Annotated in this window: 20 protein-coding genes; 3 read left to right on the plus strand and 17 right to left on the minus strand. The window is 33.3% G+C overall.

From position 1 onward, the window contains the following. Positions 1 to 26: 26 nt before the first annotated feature. Genes NRK67_05490 through NRK67_05500 form a run of 3 tightly spaced genes read right to left on the minus strand, consistent with a single transcriptional unit; the run spans position 27 to position 2,706 of the window. Positions 27 to 923 (minus strand): hypothetical protein, encoded by an 897-nt coding sequence (locus tag NRK67_05490; GenBank protein UUV18964.1) that lies wholly within the window; start codon positions 921 to 923, stop codon positions 27 to 29. A gap of 35 nt (positions 924 to 958) precedes the next feature. Then, positions 959 to 2,260: an autotransporter outer membrane beta-barrel domain-containing protein gene (locus NRK67_05495; protein UUV18965.1), complete on the minus strand. Its 1,302-nt coding sequence runs from the start codon at positions 2,258 to 2,260 to the stop codon at positions 959 to 961. After that, complete coding sequence (locus tag NRK67_05500) at positions 2,257 to 2,706, minus strand: hypothetical protein (GenBank protein UUV18966.1); 450 nt, start codon at positions 2,704 to 2,706, stop codon at positions 2,257 to 2,259. The genes NRK67_05495 and NRK67_05500 overlap by 4 nt, the downstream gene beginning before the upstream one ends. Positions 2,707 to 3,051: 345 nt before the next feature. On the opposite strand from NRK67_05500, the gene NRK67_05505 reads away from it, so the two are divergent. Further along, positions 3,052 to 4,365: an MATE family efflux transporter gene (locus NRK67_05505; GenBank protein ID UUV18967.1), complete on the plus strand. Its 1,314-nt coding sequence runs from the start codon at positions 3,052 to 3,054 to the stop codon at positions 4,363 to 4,365. A gap of 203 nt (positions 4,366 to 4,568) precedes the next feature. Here the strand turns inward: NRK67_05505 and NRK67_05510 are convergent, their stop codons facing one another. Continuing rightward, positions 4,569 to 5,216, minus strand: a complete 648-nt coding sequence (locus NRK67_05510; GenBank protein UUV18968.1) for a PAS domain-containing protein — start codon at positions 5,214 to 5,216, stop codon at positions 4,569 to 4,571. A gap of 163 nt (positions 5,217 to 5,379) precedes the next feature. Here NRK67_05510 and NRK67_05515 point away from each other — a divergent pair, with 163 nt between their 5' ends. Both NRK67_05515 and der read left to right on the plus strand, forming a co-directional pair. Next, positions 5,380 to 7,218: a YgiQ family radical SAM protein gene (locus NRK67_05515; GenBank protein ID UUV18969.1), complete on the plus strand. Its 1,839-nt coding sequence runs from the start codon at positions 5,380 to 5,382 to the stop codon at positions 7,216 to 7,218. Positions 7,219 to 7,404: 186 nt separating this feature from the next. Beyond that, the gene (gene der, locus NRK67_05520; GenBank protein ID UUV18970.1) at positions 7,405 to 8,718 is read left to right on the plus strand and encodes a ribosome biogenesis GTPase Der; all 1,314 of its coding nucleotides are present in this window, start codon (positions 7,405 to 7,407) and stop codon (positions 8,716 to 8,718) included. Positions 8,719 to 8,769: 51 nt separating this feature from the next. On the opposite strand, the gene minE is transcribed toward der, so the two are convergent. The 13 genes from minE to NRK67_05585 all read right to left on the minus strand — a co-directional run bounded on the left by minE (position 8,770) and on the right by NRK67_05585 (position 20,292). Next, positions 8,770 to 9,027: a cell division topological specificity factor MinE gene (gene minE / locus NRK67_05525; GenBank protein UUV18971.1), complete on the minus strand. Its 258-nt coding sequence runs from the start codon at positions 9,025 to 9,027 to the stop codon at positions 8,770 to 8,772. A gap of 14 nt (positions 9,028 to 9,041) precedes the next feature. Further along, positions 9,042 to 9,833, minus strand: a complete 792-nt coding sequence (gene minD, locus NRK67_05530) for a septum site-determining protein MinD (GenBank protein ID UUV18972.1) — start codon at positions 9,831 to 9,833, stop codon at positions 9,042 to 9,044. 13 nt (positions 9,834 to 9,846) lie between these two features. Next, on the minus strand, positions 9,847 to 10,518 hold the full coding sequence (locus NRK67_05535; GenBank protein ID UUV18973.1) for a septum site-determining protein MinC: 672 nt from the start codon (positions 10,516 to 10,518) through the stop codon (positions 9,847 to 9,849). Positions 10,519 to 10,562: 44 nt separating this feature from the next. Then, a complete protein-coding gene (locus tag NRK67_05540) occupies positions 10,563 to 10,937 on the minus strand; it encodes a hypothetical protein (protein UUV18974.1) in 375 nt (124 codons plus the stop codon). 14 nt (positions 10,938 to 10,951) lie between these two features. Continuing rightward, positions 10,952 to 11,785, minus strand: coding sequence for a dihydropteroate synthase (gene folP / locus NRK67_05545; GenBank protein ID UUV18975.1), 834 nt, complete (start codon positions 11,783 to 11,785; stop codon positions 10,952 to 10,954). Positions 11,786 to 11,985: 200 nt separating this feature from the next. Next, the gene (locus NRK67_05550) at positions 11,986 to 12,819 is read right to left on the minus strand and encodes an NAD+ synthase (protein ID UUV18976.1); all 834 of its coding nucleotides are present in this window, start codon (positions 12,817 to 12,819) and stop codon (positions 11,986 to 11,988) included. Between the two features lie 11 nt (positions 12,820 to 12,830). Continuing rightward, the gene (ylqF, locus tag NRK67_05555) at positions 12,831 to 13,706 is read right to left on the minus strand and encodes a ribosome biogenesis GTPase YlqF (GenBank protein UUV18977.1); all 876 of its coding nucleotides are present in this window, start codon (positions 13,704 to 13,706) and stop codon (positions 12,831 to 12,833) included. A gap of 87 nt (positions 13,707 to 13,793) precedes the next feature. Further along, a complete protein-coding gene (gene rsmI, locus NRK67_05560) occupies positions 13,794 to 14,498 on the minus strand; it encodes a 16S rRNA (cytidine(1402)-2'-O)-methyltransferase (GenBank protein UUV18978.1) in 705 nt (234 codons plus the stop codon). A 21-nt stretch (positions 14,499 to 14,519) separates the two neighbouring features. After that, positions 14,520 to 15,320 (minus strand): TlyA family RNA methyltransferase, encoded by an 801-nt coding sequence (locus NRK67_05565; GenBank protein ID UUV18979.1) that lies wholly within the window; start codon positions 15,318 to 15,320, stop codon positions 14,520 to 14,522. Between the two features lie 12 nt (positions 15,321 to 15,332). Further along, a complete protein-coding gene (locus tag NRK67_05570; GenBank protein ID UUV18980.1) occupies positions 15,333 to 16,166 on the minus strand; it encodes an HD domain-containing protein in 834 nt (277 codons plus the stop codon). Beyond that, a complete protein-coding gene (dxs, locus tag NRK67_05575; protein ID UUV18981.1) occupies positions 16,153 to 17,964 on the minus strand; it encodes a 1-deoxy-D-xylulose-5-phosphate synthase in 1,812 nt (603 codons plus the stop codon). Before dxs ends, NRK67_05570 begins: the two co-directional genes overlap by 14 nt. Positions 17,965 to 17,990: 26 nt before the next feature. Further along, positions 17,991 to 18,296 carry a ribosome assembly RNA-binding protein YhbY gene (gene yhbY / locus NRK67_05580; protein ID UUV18982.1) on the minus strand — a complete coding sequence of 102 codons (306 nt, stop codon included), beginning with the start codon at positions 18,294 to 18,296 and terminating at the stop codon, positions 17,991 to 17,993. Between the two features lie 79 nt (positions 18,297 to 18,375). Beyond that, positions 18,376 to 20,292, minus strand: coding sequence for a ribonuclease J (locus tag NRK67_05585; protein UUV18983.1), 1,917 nt, complete (start codon positions 20,290 to 20,292; stop codon positions 18,376 to 18,378). Positions 20,293 to 20,373 lie beyond the last annotated feature (81 nt).

Here is a 20,373-nt window from a genome sequence, read left to right on the forward strand (position 1 = left end):
ATTCAATGTCTTTCTATCTAACTCCCTTAAAACCTATAAGCTAATCTCATATTAACACCATTAAAATCTCTAGCTAAAAATGCTTCACATATGATTTCAAAATGCTCCACAGGCTCATATCTAAATCCTATAGTAGGAGAAGTTTCAGGCCCTTCTAGATTCAAAGAATATGAAAAAGCAGGAAGAGATCCAACGGTATCTGCAGGCATATCACCCTGTAATTCACTGTTTTTATTCATATACATAAGTCCTGCCCAAAGCTGAAATGTATTGCTTTCATTTTTTATCCCTATCCTCGGAGTAATAATAAAGGTTTGTTTTAAAGCTCCTGTTTTATTCATTTTAGAGAATGATAAAGATCCGTTTAATCCTGTAAAGAAATTTTTATAACCCCCTGCAAGATTCATCCCTAGTCCGTAGGCTTGTCCATCATCTCCAAAATTTACACTGGTCATTTTGGTGTTTTCAAATCCTATTTTTAAGTCACCGCTAGTCCTAATATAGGCAGCATAACCAAAAACATTTAAAAATGGTAAGGGATAAAAATCTAACATTAGTCCGCTAACTTGAGCGGTTAAATCTCCATCAACTTTAAGCCCTATATCTGTAAATTCTTTTCCTCCTCCAAAGTTTATATCTAACCCTTGACCACCAGTTTCAACATTTGCAACATTCCCCATAACAGAAACTCCAAATGGAAGGGGCAACTGTATATTTTGAGCTTCTATACTTTCCCTAAATAGAGGGAAAATTCGTTCTCTTTCTTTTTTGTTTTCAATATATTTATTATCTGTATTCTCATCAAAATCTTTATCTAGAGGTACTTCTATATTAAATGCTTCCTCACTTATTTCTGTAGATAAATCCATCCCAACCAAGGTGGTTGTAAATAAGATGAGTAAACTTAAAGTTAATTTTTTCATATCTTTTGTCTCCTCATTTATCTCAACTATTCTTATTAAAAAGTATAATTGATCCCTAAATTTCCATAAATATTTTTTTCATTTTCTCCAAAATTATAATTAATGCCCCCATAAAAGGAAAAATTATCATTCATTTCATAATAACCTATAATAGACGTAGCTATAGCAATATAATCAGACTCATACCCCTTGATGGTATTAGTTTTTCCTATAGGCTCTCCTTTTTTAGGCGGAAAGCCGCTAATGGGAGCTCTGTCATTAAAATTAGTTTTATTTGTTAGTTCCGAATAGGGGTCCCCAAATTCTACGAGAAGATCTACTCCAAATTCAAGATTAAATTTTCTATTGTTTTTTAGAAGAAAATCTTTCCCTATAGCGATTCCCACAGAAGAGTTCACTGAATAAGAATCTTCACTTTCAATAGATAAGCCATTAAAGTCAGATGATGTAGTAGATTCATTAATGCTATCTTGCATTAAATAAGCAGCGTTAAATTGAAATCTAGGTGCATAATAAAATGAAGTTTTAAATTTATCTATATCGTATCTTTTGCTTATATTATTGTTTATTCCAAAATAATAATTTTCCATATCACTGGTAGCATTTTCATTCACAGAAACTCCTGGTTTATTTCCATTATAAAGTGTTGCGCTATAATATCGCTTTAAATCAGAATTGGTTTTCCCAAAATAAATCATAGAAATAAACCTTAGATTCTCTACAGTCTTATGATCTAAATAAAAACTTCCTTGAAAAAATGTATCTTCCCTAGAACTATTACTATCATCATAATTATATTTAGATTGCCCTACATTAAAAACTCCCCCTAAACGAAGCTGTTCATGGATTTTATAATCCAGACCAAAATAGGCACTTGTAATCTCAGTCCCATACCCCAAAACATTATCATAGGGATCATCAGAAAAAGCAGACCCATCAACTCCTACATAATAAGAATGTTCTCCCTTTTCCAAGGGCTTAGCATTTTTAATAATATTGTTATAAATAACTCCATTACTATGATCTATTAAATCATAGGTTTGTTTTGAGATAGTGGGGATAAAATCCAATCCATAGATAGCATCTCCTCCATCTGTAAATAAAGGGTCATATTTTTGTCCTACCAATGGTCTTTTAGGCTCTGACAGCCAGTTTATAGATGTCCCTTTACCACTATTTTTGGTATCTGATAATTTAGTATTGCTAAAAAATAAAATTTTACTTCTCGACGCCTCTTCTAAAGTAGAGTTACTAATTTCTTCTCCCATGGCAATAATATTACTTACTAATATCCCTCCAATAACTATAACTGTATTAAATACCTTTTTAAATTTCATTTTTTCACCCTTTCCTTAAAATATTCTTCCCCCAAAACTTTCATAGACGGACTAGATTTATACTCAATTCCAATGGTAGGTACAAAGGTATTATCTAAAACATCGATCAAAAACCCTTGTTCTTTATTGATACAACTACCACCTATCCAAGTTTTATTTTTTTTAGATTCATCTATATAACCTAGATGAGAAGTGTTAGAGTAAATACCATAATCTTTTTCTTTTTCCATGTTATTATAGAGGCAGTAAAGTTCTAATCCATAGCTATCTCTATCTTGATTTAAAAAATTATTATTTATATTTCTAGAAGCTGCAATATAGTTTTTTTCATCCCCATTAATAATTTTTACATTTTGCTCTTTTTTTACCTTCCCAGCCTCATTATTTACATCTCCACTATCAAAAATAGAGAGCCAAGATAACAATGCATATATCGCAATAAGCATATTTTATTCTCCTTTTTACAAACCATAGATTATCAAATAAATATAATACTAAATTTCTTCCAATATATTTATAAATTGAAAAATCTCCTCAGAAAGTCTAGCATAGAATCATAAACAAAAAAGACGTTTAACGGAATTACGACAAACTTTTTGAAGAAGTTATCCCAGTATTAAATATATTTATTTTTTTAAAACGATATAAAAAAAAATTTTTCTAAAAGAACAGAAGAAAAATAATCCTTGACCATAAACTACCTTTAGGGTTTATAATATGTTACAAATGAAATTTTTATCAATGATGTCAAACTGCTACTATAAATCTAAACATTAAAAGGGGACAAGGACATGAAAAAAGATATAAAAAAATTGTTTTTAAAATACACCATCCCAGGTGTTATCGGTATGATTGTAACATCGCTATATATAGTCGTAGATGGAATATTTATAGGTAAGGCTGTGGGAAGTGACGGTTTGGCTGCTGTAAGTATGGTCGGACCTCTTACTTCCCTGTCATTTGCATTAAATATAATGATTGCTACAGGAAGTGCCACCATAGTAGCCATAAAGATGGGAGAAAAAAAAATAGAGGAAGCCAGCAAGATATTCAGCTTCTTTGTACTCATGCTCATTTTAGGAGCCGGTGGAATAAGTCTTTTTACTCTGGTATTCCCAGATCAGACTGCTGTTTTTTTAGGAGCTACCGGTGATTTAAAATCCATGGTTATAGAATATATGAAGATAATCATGTATTTTAATATTTTCTATATGGGTACATATTTTTTAGAGATTTTTGTACGAACAAATGGAAGACCGACCTATTCAATGAGTGCATTGATAATAGGCGGGATATTAAATATAATTTTAGATTATATCTGGGTTATCCAGATGGGATACGGCCTGAAGGGTGCCGCCTTTGCAACGGGAATATCCCAGACAGTTGCTTCTATAATACTTATAATTGACTTTTTTAGAAGTGACAGCCAGCTGAAATTTGTAAAACCTGATTTTTCCCTCAACCTCCTTCTTAGAGGTATTATCAACGGATCTTCAGAATTTGTAAGCGAGATCTCTTTGGGCTTTATCATATTTATGTTTAACCTCATCATCATGAGAGAGGTTGGTAAGGTTGGAGTTTCAGCTTTCAGTATTATAAACTATGTCAACACAGTAGTTTTCGCTATTCTTTTAGGTGTTTCCCAGGGGATACAGCCAATTATAAGTTATAGTTTAGGGGCAGATGAAAGATACGTGATTAGAGGTATCTTTAACCTGGCTATAAAGACAGTTTTCATCATTGGAACTGTTGCTTTTACATCTATGTTTATATTCAGTGAGGAGATCATAGGGACTTTTTCTAAAAATAAAGAACTCCTGACATTTACCACTAAAGCTGCCAAGATCTACTGTTTTGCTTATTTTCTAAACGGTATCAACATGGTCATGTCAGCATACTTTACAGCTATTGAAAATGCTGCACTTTCTGCTTTCATCTCAGCTCTTCGAGGAATAATATTTGTTCTCATGGGTACTGTAATCTTTCCTCTGATCTGGGGAATAGACGGTATATGGTTCACCATGCCTGTAGCAGAGGTTTTGACAGCTTTTATCGGTTATAGATACATAAAAAAATGTAAGGTATTAGATCTAAAAGCTGCCTAACGCCCATTAAAAAGCAACGTGACGTTGCACCCAGACAAGCACAATTCAGGTTTTTATATTTTTTTTATTTAGTCCATAAATTTTATCTCAAAATCCTATGTTTATGTTGTAAAGTCATAGCATTTTAGTGATGCCCCTTGCGGGTATAATTTCCTAGATAATAAGCAAAAGGAGGAGAATTCATTGAATTCTCCTCCTTTTGCTTATTTACTCACCTGTTTTATGTATCTATACATTGTAGCTTCTGAGGTTTTTAATTTCTCAGCCACCTTGGCTACGGATCCCTTTATCAAGAATACCCCTTTTAAATTTAATTTTTTAGTTATCTCTATTTTTTCCAGGTGATCCATCCTGTCTACAGAGATCCTTGAATCTGTAATAACTTCATTTATTATGGAGTCCATAATATCTTCAATGGAACTTTCAAAACGCTCCTCTTCCCTGTCCTCTACTATATTATTTCCACCATAGTTGATAAAACTCTCCATCCTTTTCTTGAGCTCCACAAAATTTGAGATATCTGTATTTATCCCAAATAAACCTATAATATCTTCCTTTTCATCTCGAATGAAATATGTAGAAGTTTTGAGCTGTCTCCCATCCTTTGTTTTTCCGTATAGAAGCAGATATTTTTTATCACTATTTCTATTTTCTTTTATATGTTTAAAGGAAAGATCCGCTAATGGTCCTCCTACCTTTCTTCCAGAAATATGCCCATTTTTTATAGCTATTATTGAATTATTTATATTTCTTACATCATGAAGTACAACCTCATAATTAGGACCTAAAAAATCAGCTATAAAATTAACCAGATGTATATAAGATTTTAATTTAGAATCTACCACAATCATTTCCCCCCTTAAATTTTATAATTTATTTTACCATAAAAGATTTTTTTGCCATAGAAATTAATTTATACAAAAGATTTCCCCGTGCAATAACAGTGCATATATGATATAATATATAGTATTTTAGAATGATTATTTTAGTGTAATGTAATAGAGGGAGATAAATATGTTTTTACCAACTACCAGAGAAGAGATGGATAGATTAGGCTGGGATTCTTTAGACATAATCCTGGTTTCTGGTGATTCCTATGTAGACAGTTCATATAACGGAAGTGCCGTTATAGGGAAATATCTGTCAAAATACGGATTCAAGGTGGGAATAATTGCCCAACCAGATATAGATAACAATGAGGATATCAAAAGGTTAGGAGCCCCGAACTTATATTGGGGAATCTCTGCTGGATGTGTTGACTCCATGGTGGCCAACTATACTGCTACTAGAAAAAGAAGACAGAAAGATGACTTTACTCCAGGTGGGTTAAATAACAGACGTCCTGACAGAGCCACTATTTCATATACAAACCTTATAAAGAGAAATTTTAAGCAGACACCTAAACCAATTGTTATTGGTGGGATAGAAGCTAGTTTACGTAGAACTGTTCACTATGATTTCTGGACAAATAAATTACGTAAATCAATATTATTCAATTCAAAAGCCGATATCCTTTCTTACGGAATGGGTGAAAAATCCATGTTAGAACTGGCTCATACCATTCAAAATGGAGATGATTACACCAATATTCGTGGGATCTGCTATATTGCAAAGGAACCCAAAGCCGGGTATTTGGAACTGCCTAGTTTCGACGAATGCAAGGCTGACAAGCACAAATTTATAGAAGCTTTTGAAAAATTTTATGTAAACAACGACCATATTACAGCTGTAGGCTTATCACAAAAACAAGATACCAGATATCTGATCCAAAATCCCCCATCAATTATTCCTTCAACTGAGGAGATGGATGAGATCTATGGATTAGAATATGAGAGAGCACTCCATCCATACTATAAAAAGATGGGAGAAGTAAAAGCTCTTGATACTATCAAACATTCAGTTACTACCCATAGAGGTTGTTATGGTGAGTGTAATTTCTGTGCCATTGCAGTTCATCAAGGAAGAACTATTACTGAAAGAAGTATAGATTCCATCGTGAAAGAAGTAGAAGATATCTCTACAATGAAATCATTTAAAGGATATATCTCTGACCTTGGCGGTCCCACCGCTAATATGTATGGAATTGAGTGTCTTAAAAAGCAAAAATTAGGAGCCTGTAAAGATATCAGGTGTATGTATCCTAAAACTTGTAAGGTCTTAAATGTAAACCATAATAAACAATTGGAATTACTGGATAAAGTTAAAAAAGTAGAGGGGGTTAAAAAGGTATTTATAGCTTCTGGAATAAGATACGATCTTATTATGGATGATAATAAATGCGGTTCTCTATACCTTGAAAACTTAGTTAAAGATCATGTATCAGGACAGTTGAAGATAGCTCCTGAACATACTGAAGATGAGATCTTAGGTCTTATGGGAAAACAAGGAAAAGATATACTAAAAAGATTTAAAGATGAATTTTATAAGATCAATGACAGGTTAGGGAAAAAACAATTTTTAACTTACTATCTAATTGCTGCTCATCCAGGATGTAATGAGAGACATATGAAAGATCTTAAGAGATTTGCCAGTCACGAGTTAAAGGTTAATCCTGAACAGGTTCAAATCTTTACTCCTACCCCATCGACATATTCTACCCTTATGTATTATACTGAGATAGATCCATTTACAGGAAAGTCTATGAAGGTAGAAAAAGATACAGCTAGAAAGTATAAACAAAAAGATATTTTAATTGATAAAGACGCCAAAAATGGATATATGGGAAATTCTTATAATAAAAACCATAAAAGCTCTAAAGGTGATACTGCCCATAGTAATGGGAAAAATAAAAAAACTAATAAACCCAAGAACAATAAGTTCAAGGGTACAAATAAATTTAAGAAGAAAAAATAATTCTTCTTTCCCCTCTCCTTTTAGATAATCTATGATTATTGAGATTAAATATATTTAAAACTTAATTTCAAATCTAGATTTTTCAAAGAACGAAACAAAGTAAAATTAGATAACTCACTCTCCCTAAAAGGAAAGAGGTGTCATTAGATAAAAGAGGGTCAAGGAGTTAATAGGAGGAAATAAATTATGAAACCAATAGTTGCCATAGTTGGTAGACCAAATGTTGGAAAATCTACTCTATTTAATAAATTAGTAGGAGATAGAGTAGCTATCGTTGATAACCAGCCAGGTGTTACAAGAGACAGACTTTATAGAGAAACTGAGTGGTGTGGAACAGAATTCATCTTAGTAGATACAGGTGGATTAGAGCCTAGAAATAATGACTTTATGATGGCCAACATCAAAAAACAAGCTGAAGTTGCTATGAACGAAGCTGACGTTATTCTATTTGTTGTAGATGGAAAAGCTGGAGTTACTGCTTTAGATGAAGAGGTAGCTTATCTGCTTAGAAAGAAAAATAAACATGTAATCTTATGTGTAAATAAGATCGATAACTTCCAAGCTCAATTAGAAGATACATATGACTTCTGGGGATTAGGATTTGAAGACCTGGCTCCTGTATCAGCAGAGCACAAGGTAAACTTAGGAGATATGTTAGATACAGTTGTAGAACATATCAATGAATTAGAGATACCTGAAGAGGAAGAAGGAATTAAGATTGCTCTTATCGGTAGACCAAATGCCGGTAAATCATCTTTAACTAATAGATTATTAGGAGAAGAAAGAAGTATCGTCAGTGATATCGCTGGTACTACTCGTGACTCTATTGACTCATCTTTTGAGCACAATGATGAAAAATATGTACTTATAGATACTGCTGGTATCAGAAGGAAATCAAAAATAGAAGAAGATTTAGAATATTACTCTGTACTTAGAGCAATCAAGAGTATAAAAAGAGCAGATGTTTGTTTTATGCTACTAGACGGTAAGGAAGGTCTTACCGAGCAAGACAAAAGAATCGCAGGTATTGCATACGAGGAACAAAAACCAATCGTTATCGTTGTAAATAAATGGGATATCGTTGAAAAAGAAACTAAAACTATGCACAAGATGAGAGAATTTTTAAGAGTTGAATTACCATTCTTAAGTTATGCTCCTATCGAATTTGTATCAGCTTTAACTGGTCAAAGAACGTTGAAGTTAATCGATCATGTAGACTTAATTCATGAAGAATACCATAAGAGAATTAGTACTGGATTATTAAATACAGTATTAAAAGAAGCTATGGTTCTAAACGCTCCTCCTACTAGAAAGGGTAGAGTTGTTAAAGTTAACTATTGCTCACAAGTTTCATCTGCACCTCCTAAATTTGTTATATTCTGTAACCATCCAGAATTATTACATTTCTCATATGTTAGATATATTGAGAATAAGTTTAGAGAAGCCTTTGGATTCGAAGGTTGTCCACTAAACTTCGTAGTAAACAAAAAAGGTGAGTAAAAACCAAAAGAAATTCGAAGCCCAGGCTTCGAATTTCTTTTTTATAAAAGTTTATTTTTTTAATATATCTTTTACAGGAACATTTACTATTAGTGCTCCCTTATTTCTATTTTCAGTCTCTACATCAAATTGAATATTGATCTCTCCCTGCTCAATCTTTATATATTTTGAGATAACTCCAATCAGTTCATCTTTCATCTCATTTAAAACTGTATTAGAGATCAATCTCCTGTCGTGGATTAAAACTAATTTCAATCTATCTTTAGCTACCGCACTAGATTTTTTTCTTCCAAATAATTTTTCAAACATATCTATCCCCCTGCCTATCTAGAAAAGAAGTTTTTTAATTTACTGGCAAAACTTCTTTTTTCATCTATATTTAAAAATGGGATATCCTCTCCTTGTATCCTACCTGCAATATTCATATATGCTTTTCCAGAAGGTGCTAAGGCTTTTACAGTAACAGGCTCTCCTCTATTTGTAGAGATTACTATCTCCTCATCATCAGGTACCACACCAACTATATCAAGTCCTAATATATCTACAATATCATCCATATGCAGCATATTTCCTTCATTGACAAGCTTCATCTTTACTCTGTTGACAATAAGTTTAATCTCTCCCATCTCACTGGCTGCAAGGAGTCCTATTACCCTGTCTGCGTCCCTTATAGAAGATATCTCTGGAGTTGTTATTATTATTGCCTCATCTGCTCCTACTATGGCATTTTTAAATCCCTGCTCTATTCCAGCCGGGCAGTCAATCAATACATAGTCAAACTTTTCTTTTAACTCAGCTACTAATTTTTGCATCATATCTGTTGAAACATCCATCTTATCATTTGTTTGAGAAGCCGGCAGTAGAAATAATTTATCATATCTCTTATCTTTTATCAGTGCCTGTTTTAACCTGCAAGTTCCCTCCATAACATCCATAGAATTATAAACTATTCTATTTTCTAACCCCAATATTACATCTAAATTTCTAAGACCTATATCAGCATCCATCAGTACTACACTATTACCATTTTTGGCCAGACCAACTCCTAGATTGGCTGTGGTGGTTGTTTTTCCTACTCCACCTTTTCCAGATGTAACTACATATACTTTTCCCATATCTGAGTTCCTCCTAAGTTGTGACAATATTTTTCAATGATTTCCTTGTTAATTTATCTATTATTAATATATTATTTCTTAAATAAGCTATATTATTTTTATTTCGTATAATCTGTTTACTACGAAATAATATATTACTGCTGTAATTTTTAAATAAAACTTCATCTATCTTCAATTGAAATGGATTCATATTAGAAGCTACAATAAACGCTTCGTCATTTCCCTTTACTCCAGCATGAGCCACACCATTTAAAGTTCCTATAACTACTATGTTACCTTCAGCTTTAACAATGGATCCTGGATTAACATCCCCTAATACCACTACATTTCCTGAATATTCCAGGATTTCTCCAGACCGCAGTGTTCCTACATGAAATTTGGTTACCCCTTCATTTACTATATTAACTGCCTTTTCTATTTCTTTTGAACCTAACTCTTCTCCATCAGTTACAAATAAAATATTAATATCAACTGCTTCATCTACGATATTTAGCAATTCTAACTCTTCCTCTTCACTTAGCTCTCTACCTTTAAACTCAATAACTGCTTCGTAACCCGTCAATAGCTGCTTGGATTTTTTGAGTTTTTCCACTAAATGATCCTTTAGTTCCTCGAAGGAAATATCAGGATTTAATATTATTACCAGCTTACCGTTAGATCCCTTAAATATCACATTATTTCCCATATCTTCCTGCCTTCTAGTAACAATTTATATGCTTTTTACTTTTATTAACAATTATCTTCCATTTTTTTCAATGTTTTTTCAATATTTCTTACTTTTTTATTCATCTCATTTACTCTAAACTCCAAGGAATTCAAGATCCAAAATTGGAAATGACTAACTTTTTGTGCCTCATGGATCATCCAAGCTATCTTTAATACAACCAGTAATATCGCCGCTGCAATCTCAATTTCCAAGGAGATTTTTTTTAGTACTCCTCCAAAAATAACAAGTGCAAATAATATCCCGAAAAAAGCTATATTTATTAAACTATTATTTGAATTTCCCTTACTCCCGCCAATCTGTCCAACTATGCTGCTTATCCTGTCTTTTTCTTTTTTAAAGTCGTTCAGTTCTTGCTTTAATTGATCTTCACCCTTCATAATTCCCCCTCATTTCAATCCTTAATTAATTTTACAGAATCTGCCACCTTTAATGCTCTCACTGTTTCCTTAACTTCATGAACTCTGATTATAGAAGCTCCATTATAAGCCGATATTACCGCTATTGCCAGGTTACCTTCTACCCTATCCAGGGGAGGGGTTCCTAATATATTTCCAATAAATCCTTTTCGAGAAGCACCTATTAATATAGGATACTCTAGTTTTTTAAATTCACATAATTTTTTTATAATTTCCAGGTTGTCTTCAAATGTCTTACCAAATCCAATTCCCGGGTCTAATATTATATTTTTAGGACATATTCCCGCTTTAACAGCAATCTCTATACTCTCTTCCAGACTTTCCTTAACGTCTTCTATTATATTATCATATTCAGGATTTTTCTGCATGTTTTTGGGATCTCCCTTGATATGCATAATTATAACAGAAACCCCATATTTCGCTATTACTCCAGCCATATTGGGGTCCCCTTTCAATCCTTTTATATCATTTATAATGTGTGCTCCTACTTTGATACATTCCTCAGCTACACGGGATTTATATGTATCGATAGATATAGGGACATCTACCTCAGTAACCAGCCTTTTTATTACAGGAAGTATTCTTTTTAACTCTTCCTCTTCCTCTATATAGTCAGCTCCAGGTCTAGTCGATTCAGCTCCTACATCGATTATGTCTACTCCCTCTTCCACCATCTTCTTGGCTCTTTTTATGGCCACTTCCACATCTGTATATGATCCGCCATCTGAAAATGAATCAGGAGTAAGGTTTAATATACCCATGGTATAGGTTTTATTTTCAAAATCAAATTTTTTATTATTAATTAACATCCACCTTCACCCTTCCTTTAATGGTATTTCTTGTCTCCAGATTAACTTTCTAAAGTCAAAACTAATCATAAAGTGTAACTAGTAAGATACCATAATATAATACAAGAGATAGATTAATTAAAATCTATCTCTATATTCTTTTATAAAAGATCTACTTTTAAATATTTTTTCTAAATCTAATAGATATCAGAAAAATCTACCTATATTCCCCAATCTCTAGGGTATCTAAATTCTCTTTCCATAGTTCTATTGGAGATCTTAGCTATAAGAGGTAATTTTCTCTTATACTGATTGGTCTTTATCCTCCAAAGGATAGAATCTATAGTCTTTTCAGAGTAACCTTTTTCTAATATTTCCTCTTTTGTATATCTTTCATCCACCAATAAATTAATTATTTCATCGGCTAAAAAGTATGAAAATCCCAATTCATCCTCATCAGACTGACCTTCCCAAAGATCAGCACTTGGTTTTTTTTCAATAACTTCCTTTGGAACACCCATATATTCAGACAGTTCCCAAACCTGGGTTTTCAAAAGATCACCTATGGGATTGATTGCCGAAGCTGAATCTCCCCATTGGGTACTGTAACCTAGCAAAATCTCTGTCTTATTAGAAGTTCCCAATACCAATGATTTTTCCTTGGCTGAATAATCATATAGGATAGTCATCCTTTCACGGGCCATCTTATTTCCCTTTCTCAGATCTGAGATATCAGGTTCTTTGGCAAAATATGCATCTACCATATCTGTAATCTCTATCTTTTTAACTCTCATCCCAGTAGCTTCCACTACTCTTTGGGCATCTTCTAAACTCTCACGGCTAGAAGATTTATAGGGCATCATTATTCCCAATACATTTTCAGGTCCCAGTGCTTTTACAGCTAAGAAAGCTACTATGGCTGAATCTATTCCTCCAGATAATCCTAAAACTACCTTTTCAAATCCAGCACTTCTAACTTCTTCTCTGATAAAGTTTACCAGTATTTTTTCAGTCAATTCCATATTTAATTTTATTTTTGATTTAATATCATTCATATAAAAATCTCCTATTCAGACATATCCTTGTCTAATCCAAATTTACCTAATCTTTTGGCTCTATAATCACGTAGTAAAGTCAAGGCTGCCTGCTTTGTATTTACCCTGTCACCACTTAAGATCATCCTCATTCTAAGGGCAATCCTATCTAAAATAATCTCAGGGATCTCCTGCATATCTTCATCTGTCAACTTATATTTATCTTGAAGAACTTTTGATTTTCTATATCTAAGCATCTTTTTTATCAGTAGACTGGCTACCTCTTCGATAGGTAAGATCTCATCTTTTATAGCACCTGCTATTGCTAGGTTATATCCAATCCTCTGATCTTCAAATTTAGGCCATAAAATTCCAGGAGTATCCAGTAATTCTAAACCATCTTTTATTCTAACCCACTGTTTACCTCTGGTAAATCCTGGTTTATTTCCTACACCAGTTATTTTTTTACCAACAATTCTATTGATCAATCTGGATTTTCCAACATTTGGAATACCAGCAATCATAAGTCTTGTTTGGACCTTTCTCAAACCTTTTTTCTTCATTCTGGCAACTTTTTCTTTGGCTACTTCATCTATTATCGCAAATAAAGCTTTCATATTGTATCCAGTTTCAGCTGAAATCTCCAATACATGATCGGCTAGGTTGTTTTCCTCAAAATAATTTTTCCAGTATGCTAACTCATATTTTTCTACTAAGTCGGCCTTATTTAGAAGAACTATTCTTTTTTTCCCTTTAGCAAATGTTGCTATCTCTGGGTTTCTACTTGAAAGTGGAATTCTTGCATCTACGATATCTAACACGATATCTATTATCTTCATATTCTCAACTATCATTTCCTTGGTCTTTTTCATATGACCAGGATACCAGTTTATTTTTGTCATTGACATAATTGTTTATCCTTTCTAAATTTATTTTTAACCGTTTTCTTCCATTTTATCTACCGGCCCTCTTATTCTCAACGATGTGAATAAGATCTAATCTCTTGCATATTTATTTACTTTTTCCCTCTTTTTAGTCACTTCTTCTTCCTTTATCAAAAGAACAATCTCCCCTTTTATAGGATTTTTTTCCAATCTTTCGATTAATTCCGAAGTTTTACCCCTGATTATCTCTTCATACATCTTTGTAATCTCTCTAATTATTATTACATATCTGTCTCCAAAATATTCGTTGACTTCCTTTATGGTTTTTAAGATTCTATGGGGAGATTCATATAACACAACTACCCTTTCCTCTTTAGCCAGCTCTTTTAAAAGAGTCTGTCTCCCTTTTTTCTTGGGTAAAAATCCCTCAAAAGCAATCCTTTTCATAGATATCCCAGCTACTGAAGCTGCTGCTGTAAGTGCACTTACTCCTGCTACAGGAACTACTTTTATATCCTTATTAAGAGCAGCATCCACCACTTCATATCCAGGGTCTGAAATACAAGGTGTTCCTGCATCTGTAACCAAGGCTATATCTTTTCCCTCTAAAAGCAAGTTTATTATATTATCAACTTGATGTCCCTTAGTATGTTCATCGTACCTGTATACTATATTTTCAATCTCAAAATGATTTAATAGTTTTTTAGTTACCCTAGTATCTTCAGCGAATATATAGTCTGCCTCTTTTAGAATTCTTACCCCTCTATAAGTCATATCCTCTAGGTTACCTATTGGAGTTGCTACAATATATAACATATTTTCTCCTTTTTTAATTTTTTATCTTAACTTTTTACTCTCTTCTACAACTTTATCTATATCTACAGTGTTTTTAGTCTCTGCCAATGAAAATAATGAAATATATTCTATATTTCCTTTCCCCCCTGTTATAGGAGAAAAGTCTAATTGATGTAATTTTACTCCATATTCAGCTGCACTTTCCACCACCATCTCTATGGCCATCTTGTGCTTCTTAGGATCTTTTACTATCCCACCTTTTTCGATGTTTTCACGTCCTACCTCAAATTGCGGCTTGATTAAAGCCATTAATTTAGTATCTTCATTCATAAATTTAATCAGATGGGGAATTACCTTAGTTATAGAGATAAAAGATACATCCATAACAATAAAATCTATTTCACTATTATCAATTTCTTCTAAAGTAAGATCTTTTATATGTCTTCCCTCGATTGATTTTACCTGCTCATGTTTACGAAGTTTCCAGTCTAATTGATTGGTTCCTACATCCATCGAATAGGCAAAAGATGCACCATGTTGAAGTGCACAATCTGTGAAGCCGCCTGTAGAAGCTCCTACATCTAGTATTTTTTTCCCTGAAAAATCAAGGTTCCATATCTTTATAGCTTTTTCTAACTTAAGCCCTCCACGACTAGCATACTTCAAAACTTCCCCTTTGATCCTAATCTCAGGGAGTTCATCGGTCCATTTTATCGCGGTACCTGCTTTCTCTATTTTTTTATTATCCACTATTACAACTCCTGCCATAATAGCTCTTTTAGCTCTTTCCCTTGTTTCAAAAAAACCCTGTTGTACCAAAAGTACATCTAATCTCTCTTTCATCTACAACCCCTTTTACAGATTTCTATCAAATATTTGATTATCGTTGAAATATTTGAACAATTCACATTGTTTTACCAGTGTTTCAAATCCAAATTTATCTACTTTTTTAATTAAGTCCTTTGTCTCGGTGATCCTTTTTATAAAAAATTCATCTCCGATAATAATCTTTTTATTGGCATTATAATAATTAAGTAATTGTTTATTTGTTTTTAATTTCAACTCTACCTTTGCTCTTTTAAGTCTGTCTTTTATAATTCCGCTGGTACAGTCTAGTTTTTCTTTGATCTCATCCAGACTATAACCTTTGGCCATTAATTCCACTATCTTATCTGCACCAATAGGATTTATCCTATGATATTTTGCCGAGTATTCATCGGCTTTATGAACCATAAGAGCTTCCTTAGTACTAGGAGAGACCCTCCCCCATCTACCATGGTGAGACAGTACAATATGAACTATCTTCCTCTCAGTATTAGGATCCAGGATTAACCCGGTTTCCTCTTCCATCTTCTTTAATATACCTGTAGCTTCCTTTCTTATCCTATCAGGTTTTTTCAACATTACCTGACTATGAGATAAGATAGAATCTCCTCCTACCCTTAAACTTGCTTTTGAAGTATCATGAATTATTATTCCCACAAGCATAGCAAATAGGTCCAATTCCTCTCCTGCTCTTTTTAGATTACGATAAGATTTCTTTAGATCTCTTATGGCAATCTCCAAAACATCATAGGTATGAGTTGTTACAGAAACCCCTAAATCTTCCATCTCTTTCAGTTGATCTATTACCGGAAATTCCAACAATATATCTATATATTTTTTTGCTTTTCTATTAATATTTTGCATTTACACACCTTTCAATATCATTAACAAGAGGTCTCCCCCTAAGTCCAAATTCTTCTAAAAGTTCTCCTCTTTTACCGTGAGGTATAAAATCACACTCTATTCCCAATCTAAAGATTTTCTTGTAGATGTCCATAGAATTTGTCATCTCCAAGAGAAAACTTCCGAAGCCACTTTTTATCCGACCTTCTTCCAACGTTATTATGTTTTTATATTTTTTAAAATTTTCCTCTATATATTTTTCATCTAAAGGTCTAATACTAGACACCCCTACTATAGTAGGTGATATCCCTCTAGTTTTTAGTTCTTCCTTAACATTAACAACTTCTTTTATCATACTTCCAACAGCTAATATCAAGGTATCATCACCTTTCTCTATCTCTTTCCATTTTCCAAATTCAAATGCAGGAGAGTTATAATCCCAGGCATTGTCTCTCGGAATCCTGATACTCAGTGGTCCACCTTTATAGGTAGATGAAAATTCCAAAACTTCTTCCAGTTCTTTTTTAGTTGTAGGAGCTAATATATTTATATTTGGAATTGTCAACAGATATGGTATATCGTATAATCCCTGATGGGTTTTCCCATCCTCTCCTACTATTCCTGCCCTATCTAAGATAAAATTCACAGATAGATTTTGAATAGATATATCATGGATAAGCTGACCATAGGCACGCTGTAAAAAAGTCGAGTAGATAGCTACATATGGTGTTTTCCCCTGGGTAGCCAGTCCCCCTGCAAAGGTTACTGTATGTCCTTCAGCTATCCCCATATCATAGGATCGGTCCTTAAACTTAGCAAAGTAATCGGATAAGCCGGTTCCTTTTACCATCCCACAACATAAGGCATAGATGTCATCATTTGTTGTTGCCATCTCAGTTAACTTATCCCCAAATACCTTAGAATAAGATATTCCACCCTTAGGTGTTTCCCCAGTTTCTATATTAAAAGGAGATATTCCGTGGAATTTTTCCGGATTTTCTTCTGCAGGAAGATAACCCTTTCCCTTATGGGTTTTTATATGCAAGAATATAGGGCCCTGTAAGTTTTTAGCTTTTTCCAGTGCCGGCAACAGCTCCTCAAAGCTATGTCCATCCACCGGTCCTACATATTTAAATCCTAAAGATTCTGAGATACTGACAGGAGCAACCATGGTTTTTACTCCATGTTCGACCCTGCCTATTACATCAGCGATCTTATTCCCAATTTTTCCACGCCTAACTATTCCTTCAACTTCGTTTTTAAACTCTAAATAAAATTTACTGCCCATCAAACGGCTAAAAAATTTCGAAAGTGCTCCTACATTGTTTCCAATAGACATCTCATTGTCATTTAAAATGACTATAAGATTTTCACACCTTCCATCCATATTATTTAAAGCTTCCAAAGAGTGGCCGTTAGCTATAGATGCATCACCTATAACTACTATGACTTTATCCTCCTTATCAGCTGTTGCTATCCCAAAACCTGCTGAGAGAGCTGACCCTGCATGACCAGATATAAAGTGATCATGGGGAGATTCAGCCCTATCTGTAAATGGTCCTATACCGTGTCTTTGACGGAGGGTAGAAAACCTATCTTTTCTTCCAGTCAGTAATTTATGTACATAGGATTGATGCCCAACATCAAATAATATTTTATCCTTAGGCGAGTTAAAAACACTATGAATTGCCAAGGTTAACTCCACAATTCCTAAATTAGGGCCAATATGCCCTCCATTTTTACTCACTGTTTCAATTATTATTTTTCTAATTTCATTAGATTTAATTGTTAACCCCTCTATCAGCTTTTTTTTATCCATGTTAAACCCCTAATTAAACTTTTTAGTTATATTCTTCTAAGATCTTCAGATACTACTGGATGATCTTTATTTTCTTTGTATAAAGTAATAATTCTTCCTGTTATTCCTACTACTTCACAACCACTTTTTTCAGCTAATTCAGCAGCTAATTCTCTCTTGTCTACCTCAGAGTTTTGTAATATTTTTACTTTGATTAACTCTCTCTTTTCAATTGCATCCAATATACTCTTTACTATATTTTCACTAAATCCATCTTTTCCAACTCTTACTAATGGTGACATGTCATGTGCTACTTTTCTTAAATATGCTCTTTTTTTACTTGTTAATTTCATTTTTTACCGTCCTCTACTTTAATTAATGGGCAGTAAGATATACTACCCTTATATTTTTTATTTTAAAATCCTATTTTTACTAAACTTCCATTACTATTGGCAAGATAATCGGTGATCTCTTGATCTTTTCATAGAAGAATTTATTAGCTGTATCTTTTGTTATAGTTTTTAAAGTTGACCAATTTTTAGCATCCTCTTCTTTTAGAGCCACTATTTTTTCCCTGATGATTACCTTAGCTTCATTGATCATGATATCTGCATCTTTAGAGTAAACAAATCCTCTAGTAACTATATCCGGTCCTGCTAATAATTTACCAGTTGTTTTATCGATAGTAAGTACTATTATTACTACACCATCTTCAGCTAGTTGCTGTCTGTCTCTAAGAACTATCTTACCGATATCTCCTACTCCTAATCCATCTACTAATGTTATTCCAGAAGTTACTTTCCCTGCTAATTTAGCATAAGATTTTGTTACCTCAACTCTGCTTCCATTTGTAGCTATGATTATTCTTTCTTCAGGTATTCCAGTCTCCATCCCTGTTTTTTTATGGGCTATCAGCATCTTATAGTCTCCATGTACAGGCATAAAGTTTTTAGGTCTAACTAAGTTAAGCATTAATTTCTGCTCATCCTGACTTCCATGTCCAGATACATGGATACCAGCTATTTTTTTGAAAACAACATCTGCATCATTTTTTAACAGGTTATTTATGTTGTTATAAACTGCTCTCTCATTTCCAGGAATTGGAGTTGCAGATATTATTACTGTATCGCCTTTTCTGATCTTGATATGCTTATGCATATTTTTAGCTATTCTTGATAGGGCTGCCAATGGCTCACCTTGAGTTCCAGTACATAACAGCACTGCTTTCTCATCTGGTAATTTTTCAATCTGCTTTAAACTTACCATTATTCCTTCTGGTAACTTTAAATATCCTAATTTAGAAGCAATATCAAAGACCTTTACCATACTTCTTCCCTCTACAGCAATCTTTCTATTAACCCTATGAGCTTCATTTACAATTTGCTGTAGTCTATATATATGAGATGCGAAAGAAGCTATTATTACCCTTCCAGTAGCTTTTTCAAATTCCTTTCTTATAGATTCTCCTACACTTCTTTCAGATGGAGTGTATCCCTCTAATTCCGAGTTTGTACTGTCTGAAAGTAAAAGATCTACTCCTTCATCTCCTAATCTGGCTAACCTGCTGAAGTCTACTCCGTCACCGTCAACTGGTGTTAAGTCTATTTTAAAGTCTCCTGTATGAAGTACTTTTCCAGCTGGTGTTTTTATACAGATAGCGTATGCATCTGCTATACTATGAGTTACACTTATGAATTCTACTTCAAAATATTTTCCAATCTTAAATTTACTTCTTCCACGAGCTTCCTTCATCTTAGGTGTAAATTTACCAAAAGATGATTTTTCAAATTTAGATTTTGCTAAAGCCAGTGCTAATTTACCACCATACATAGGAACATTATGGTCGATAGTCTGGTAAAGATATGGCGTCCCACCGATATGATCCTCATGACCATGGGTGATTAAAAGTGCCTTTATCTTGTCCTTATTACTTGCTATATAGCTATAATCTGGAATTACTACATCTATTCCCGGTAATGCTTCATCTGGAAATGCTATTCCTGCATCTATTATTACGATCTCATCTCTATATTGAAATAAAGTCATATTTTTTCCTATCTCGTCTAAACCACCTAGAGGTATAACGAATAATTTTTCCTCTTTTTTCTTAGGTTTAGGAGCAGTCTTATCATTTGTAACTATTTTTTTAGGTCCTTTATGTACCTTTTTTCTATGCTTTATATCCTTTATCGAATCTTTTGCTACTGCATCTTTTTTCACTTCTACAGTTTCTGATTTTTCCACAGTCTCAACATTAGTTTTTTTAGGTCTTTTAAAAAAACTTTTGACTCTTTTTACAGGATTATCAGATAAAGATTTATTCATCTCTACCTTTTCCGTTGTATTCATTTTTCTCCTCCTTAACTTTTGAGAAAGAGCTTCTTTACTTTCTCTCAAAAATTTAACAATAACATAACTCTCTTAATTTAA

The organism is Fusobacteria bacterium ZRK30 (genome assembly GCA_024628785.1).
Classification (GTDB): domain Bacteria; phylum Fusobacteriota; class Fusobacteriia; order Fusobacteriales; family Fusobacteriaceae; genus Psychrilyobacter.

Coding starts and splice junctions, on each gene's coding strand:
- NRK67_05490 (UUV18964.1), bottom strand. CDS start 923: ATGAAAAAATTAACTTTAAGTTTACTCATCTTATTTACAACCACCTTG.
- NRK67_05505 (UUV18967.1), top strand. CDS start 3,052: ATGAAAAAAGATATAAAAAAATTGTTTTTAAAATACACCATCCCAGGT.
- NRK67_05565 (UUV18979.1), bottom strand. CDS start 15,320: ATGAAAGAGAGATTAGATGTACTTTTGGTACAACAGGGTTTTTTTGAA.
- dxs (UUV18981.1), bottom strand. CDS start 17,964: ATGGATAAAAAAAAGCTGATAGAGGGGTTAACAATTAAATCTAATGAA.
- NRK67_05495 (UUV18965.1), bottom strand. CDS start 2,260: ATGAAATTTAAAAAGGTATTTAATACAGTTATAGTTATTGGAGGGATA.
- NRK67_05550 (UUV18976.1), bottom strand. CDS start 12,819: ATGAATGATATTAAATCAAAAATAAAATTAAATATGGAATTGACTGAA.
- rsmI (UUV18978.1), bottom strand. CDS start 14,498: ATGTTATATATTGTAGCAACTCCAATAGGTAACCTAGAGGATATGACT.
- NRK67_05535 (UUV18973.1), bottom strand. CDS start 10,518: ATGGGAAATAATGTGATATTTAAGGGATCTAACGGTAAGCTGGTAATA.
- minE (UUV18971.1), bottom strand. CDS start 9,027: ATGTTTGAAAAATTATTTGGAAGAAAAAAATCTAGTGCGGTAGCTAAA.
- der (UUV18970.1), top strand. CDS start 7,405: ATGAAACCAATAGTTGCCATAGTTGGTAGACCAAATGTTGGAAAATCT.
- minD (UUV18972.1), bottom strand. CDS start 9,833: ATGGGAAAAGTATATGTAGTTACATCTGGAAAAGGTGGAGTAGGAAAA.
- NRK67_05515 (UUV18969.1), top strand. CDS start 5,380: ATGTTTTTACCAACTACCAGAGAAGAGATGGATAGATTAGGCTGGGAT.
- NRK67_05510 (UUV18968.1), bottom strand. CDS start 5,216: ATGATTGTGGTAGATTCTAAATTAAAATCTTATATACATCTGGTTAAT.
- NRK67_05585 (UUV18983.1), bottom strand. CDS start 20,292: ATGAATACAACGGAAAAGGTAGAGATGAATAAATCTTTATCTGATAAT.
- ylqF (UUV18977.1), bottom strand. CDS start 13,706: ATGTCAATGACAAAAATAAACTGGTATCCTGGTCATATGAAAAAGACC.
- NRK67_05540 (UUV18974.1), bottom strand. CDS start 10,937: ATGAAGGGTGAAGATCAATTAAAGCAAGAACTGAACGACTTTAAAAAA.
- NRK67_05570 (UUV18980.1), bottom strand. CDS start 16,166: ATGCAAAATATTAATAGAAAAGCAAAAAAATATATAGATATATTGTTG.
- folP (UUV18975.1), bottom strand. CDS start 11,785: ATGTTAATTAATAATAAAAAATTTGATTTTGAAAATAAAACCTATACC.
- NRK67_05500 (UUV18966.1), bottom strand. CDS start 2,706: ATGCTTATTGCGATATATGCATTGTTATCTTGGCTCTCTATTTTTGAT.
- yhbY (UUV18982.1), bottom strand. CDS start 18,296: ATGAAATTAACAAGTAAAAAAAGAGCATATTTAAGAAAAGTAGCACAT.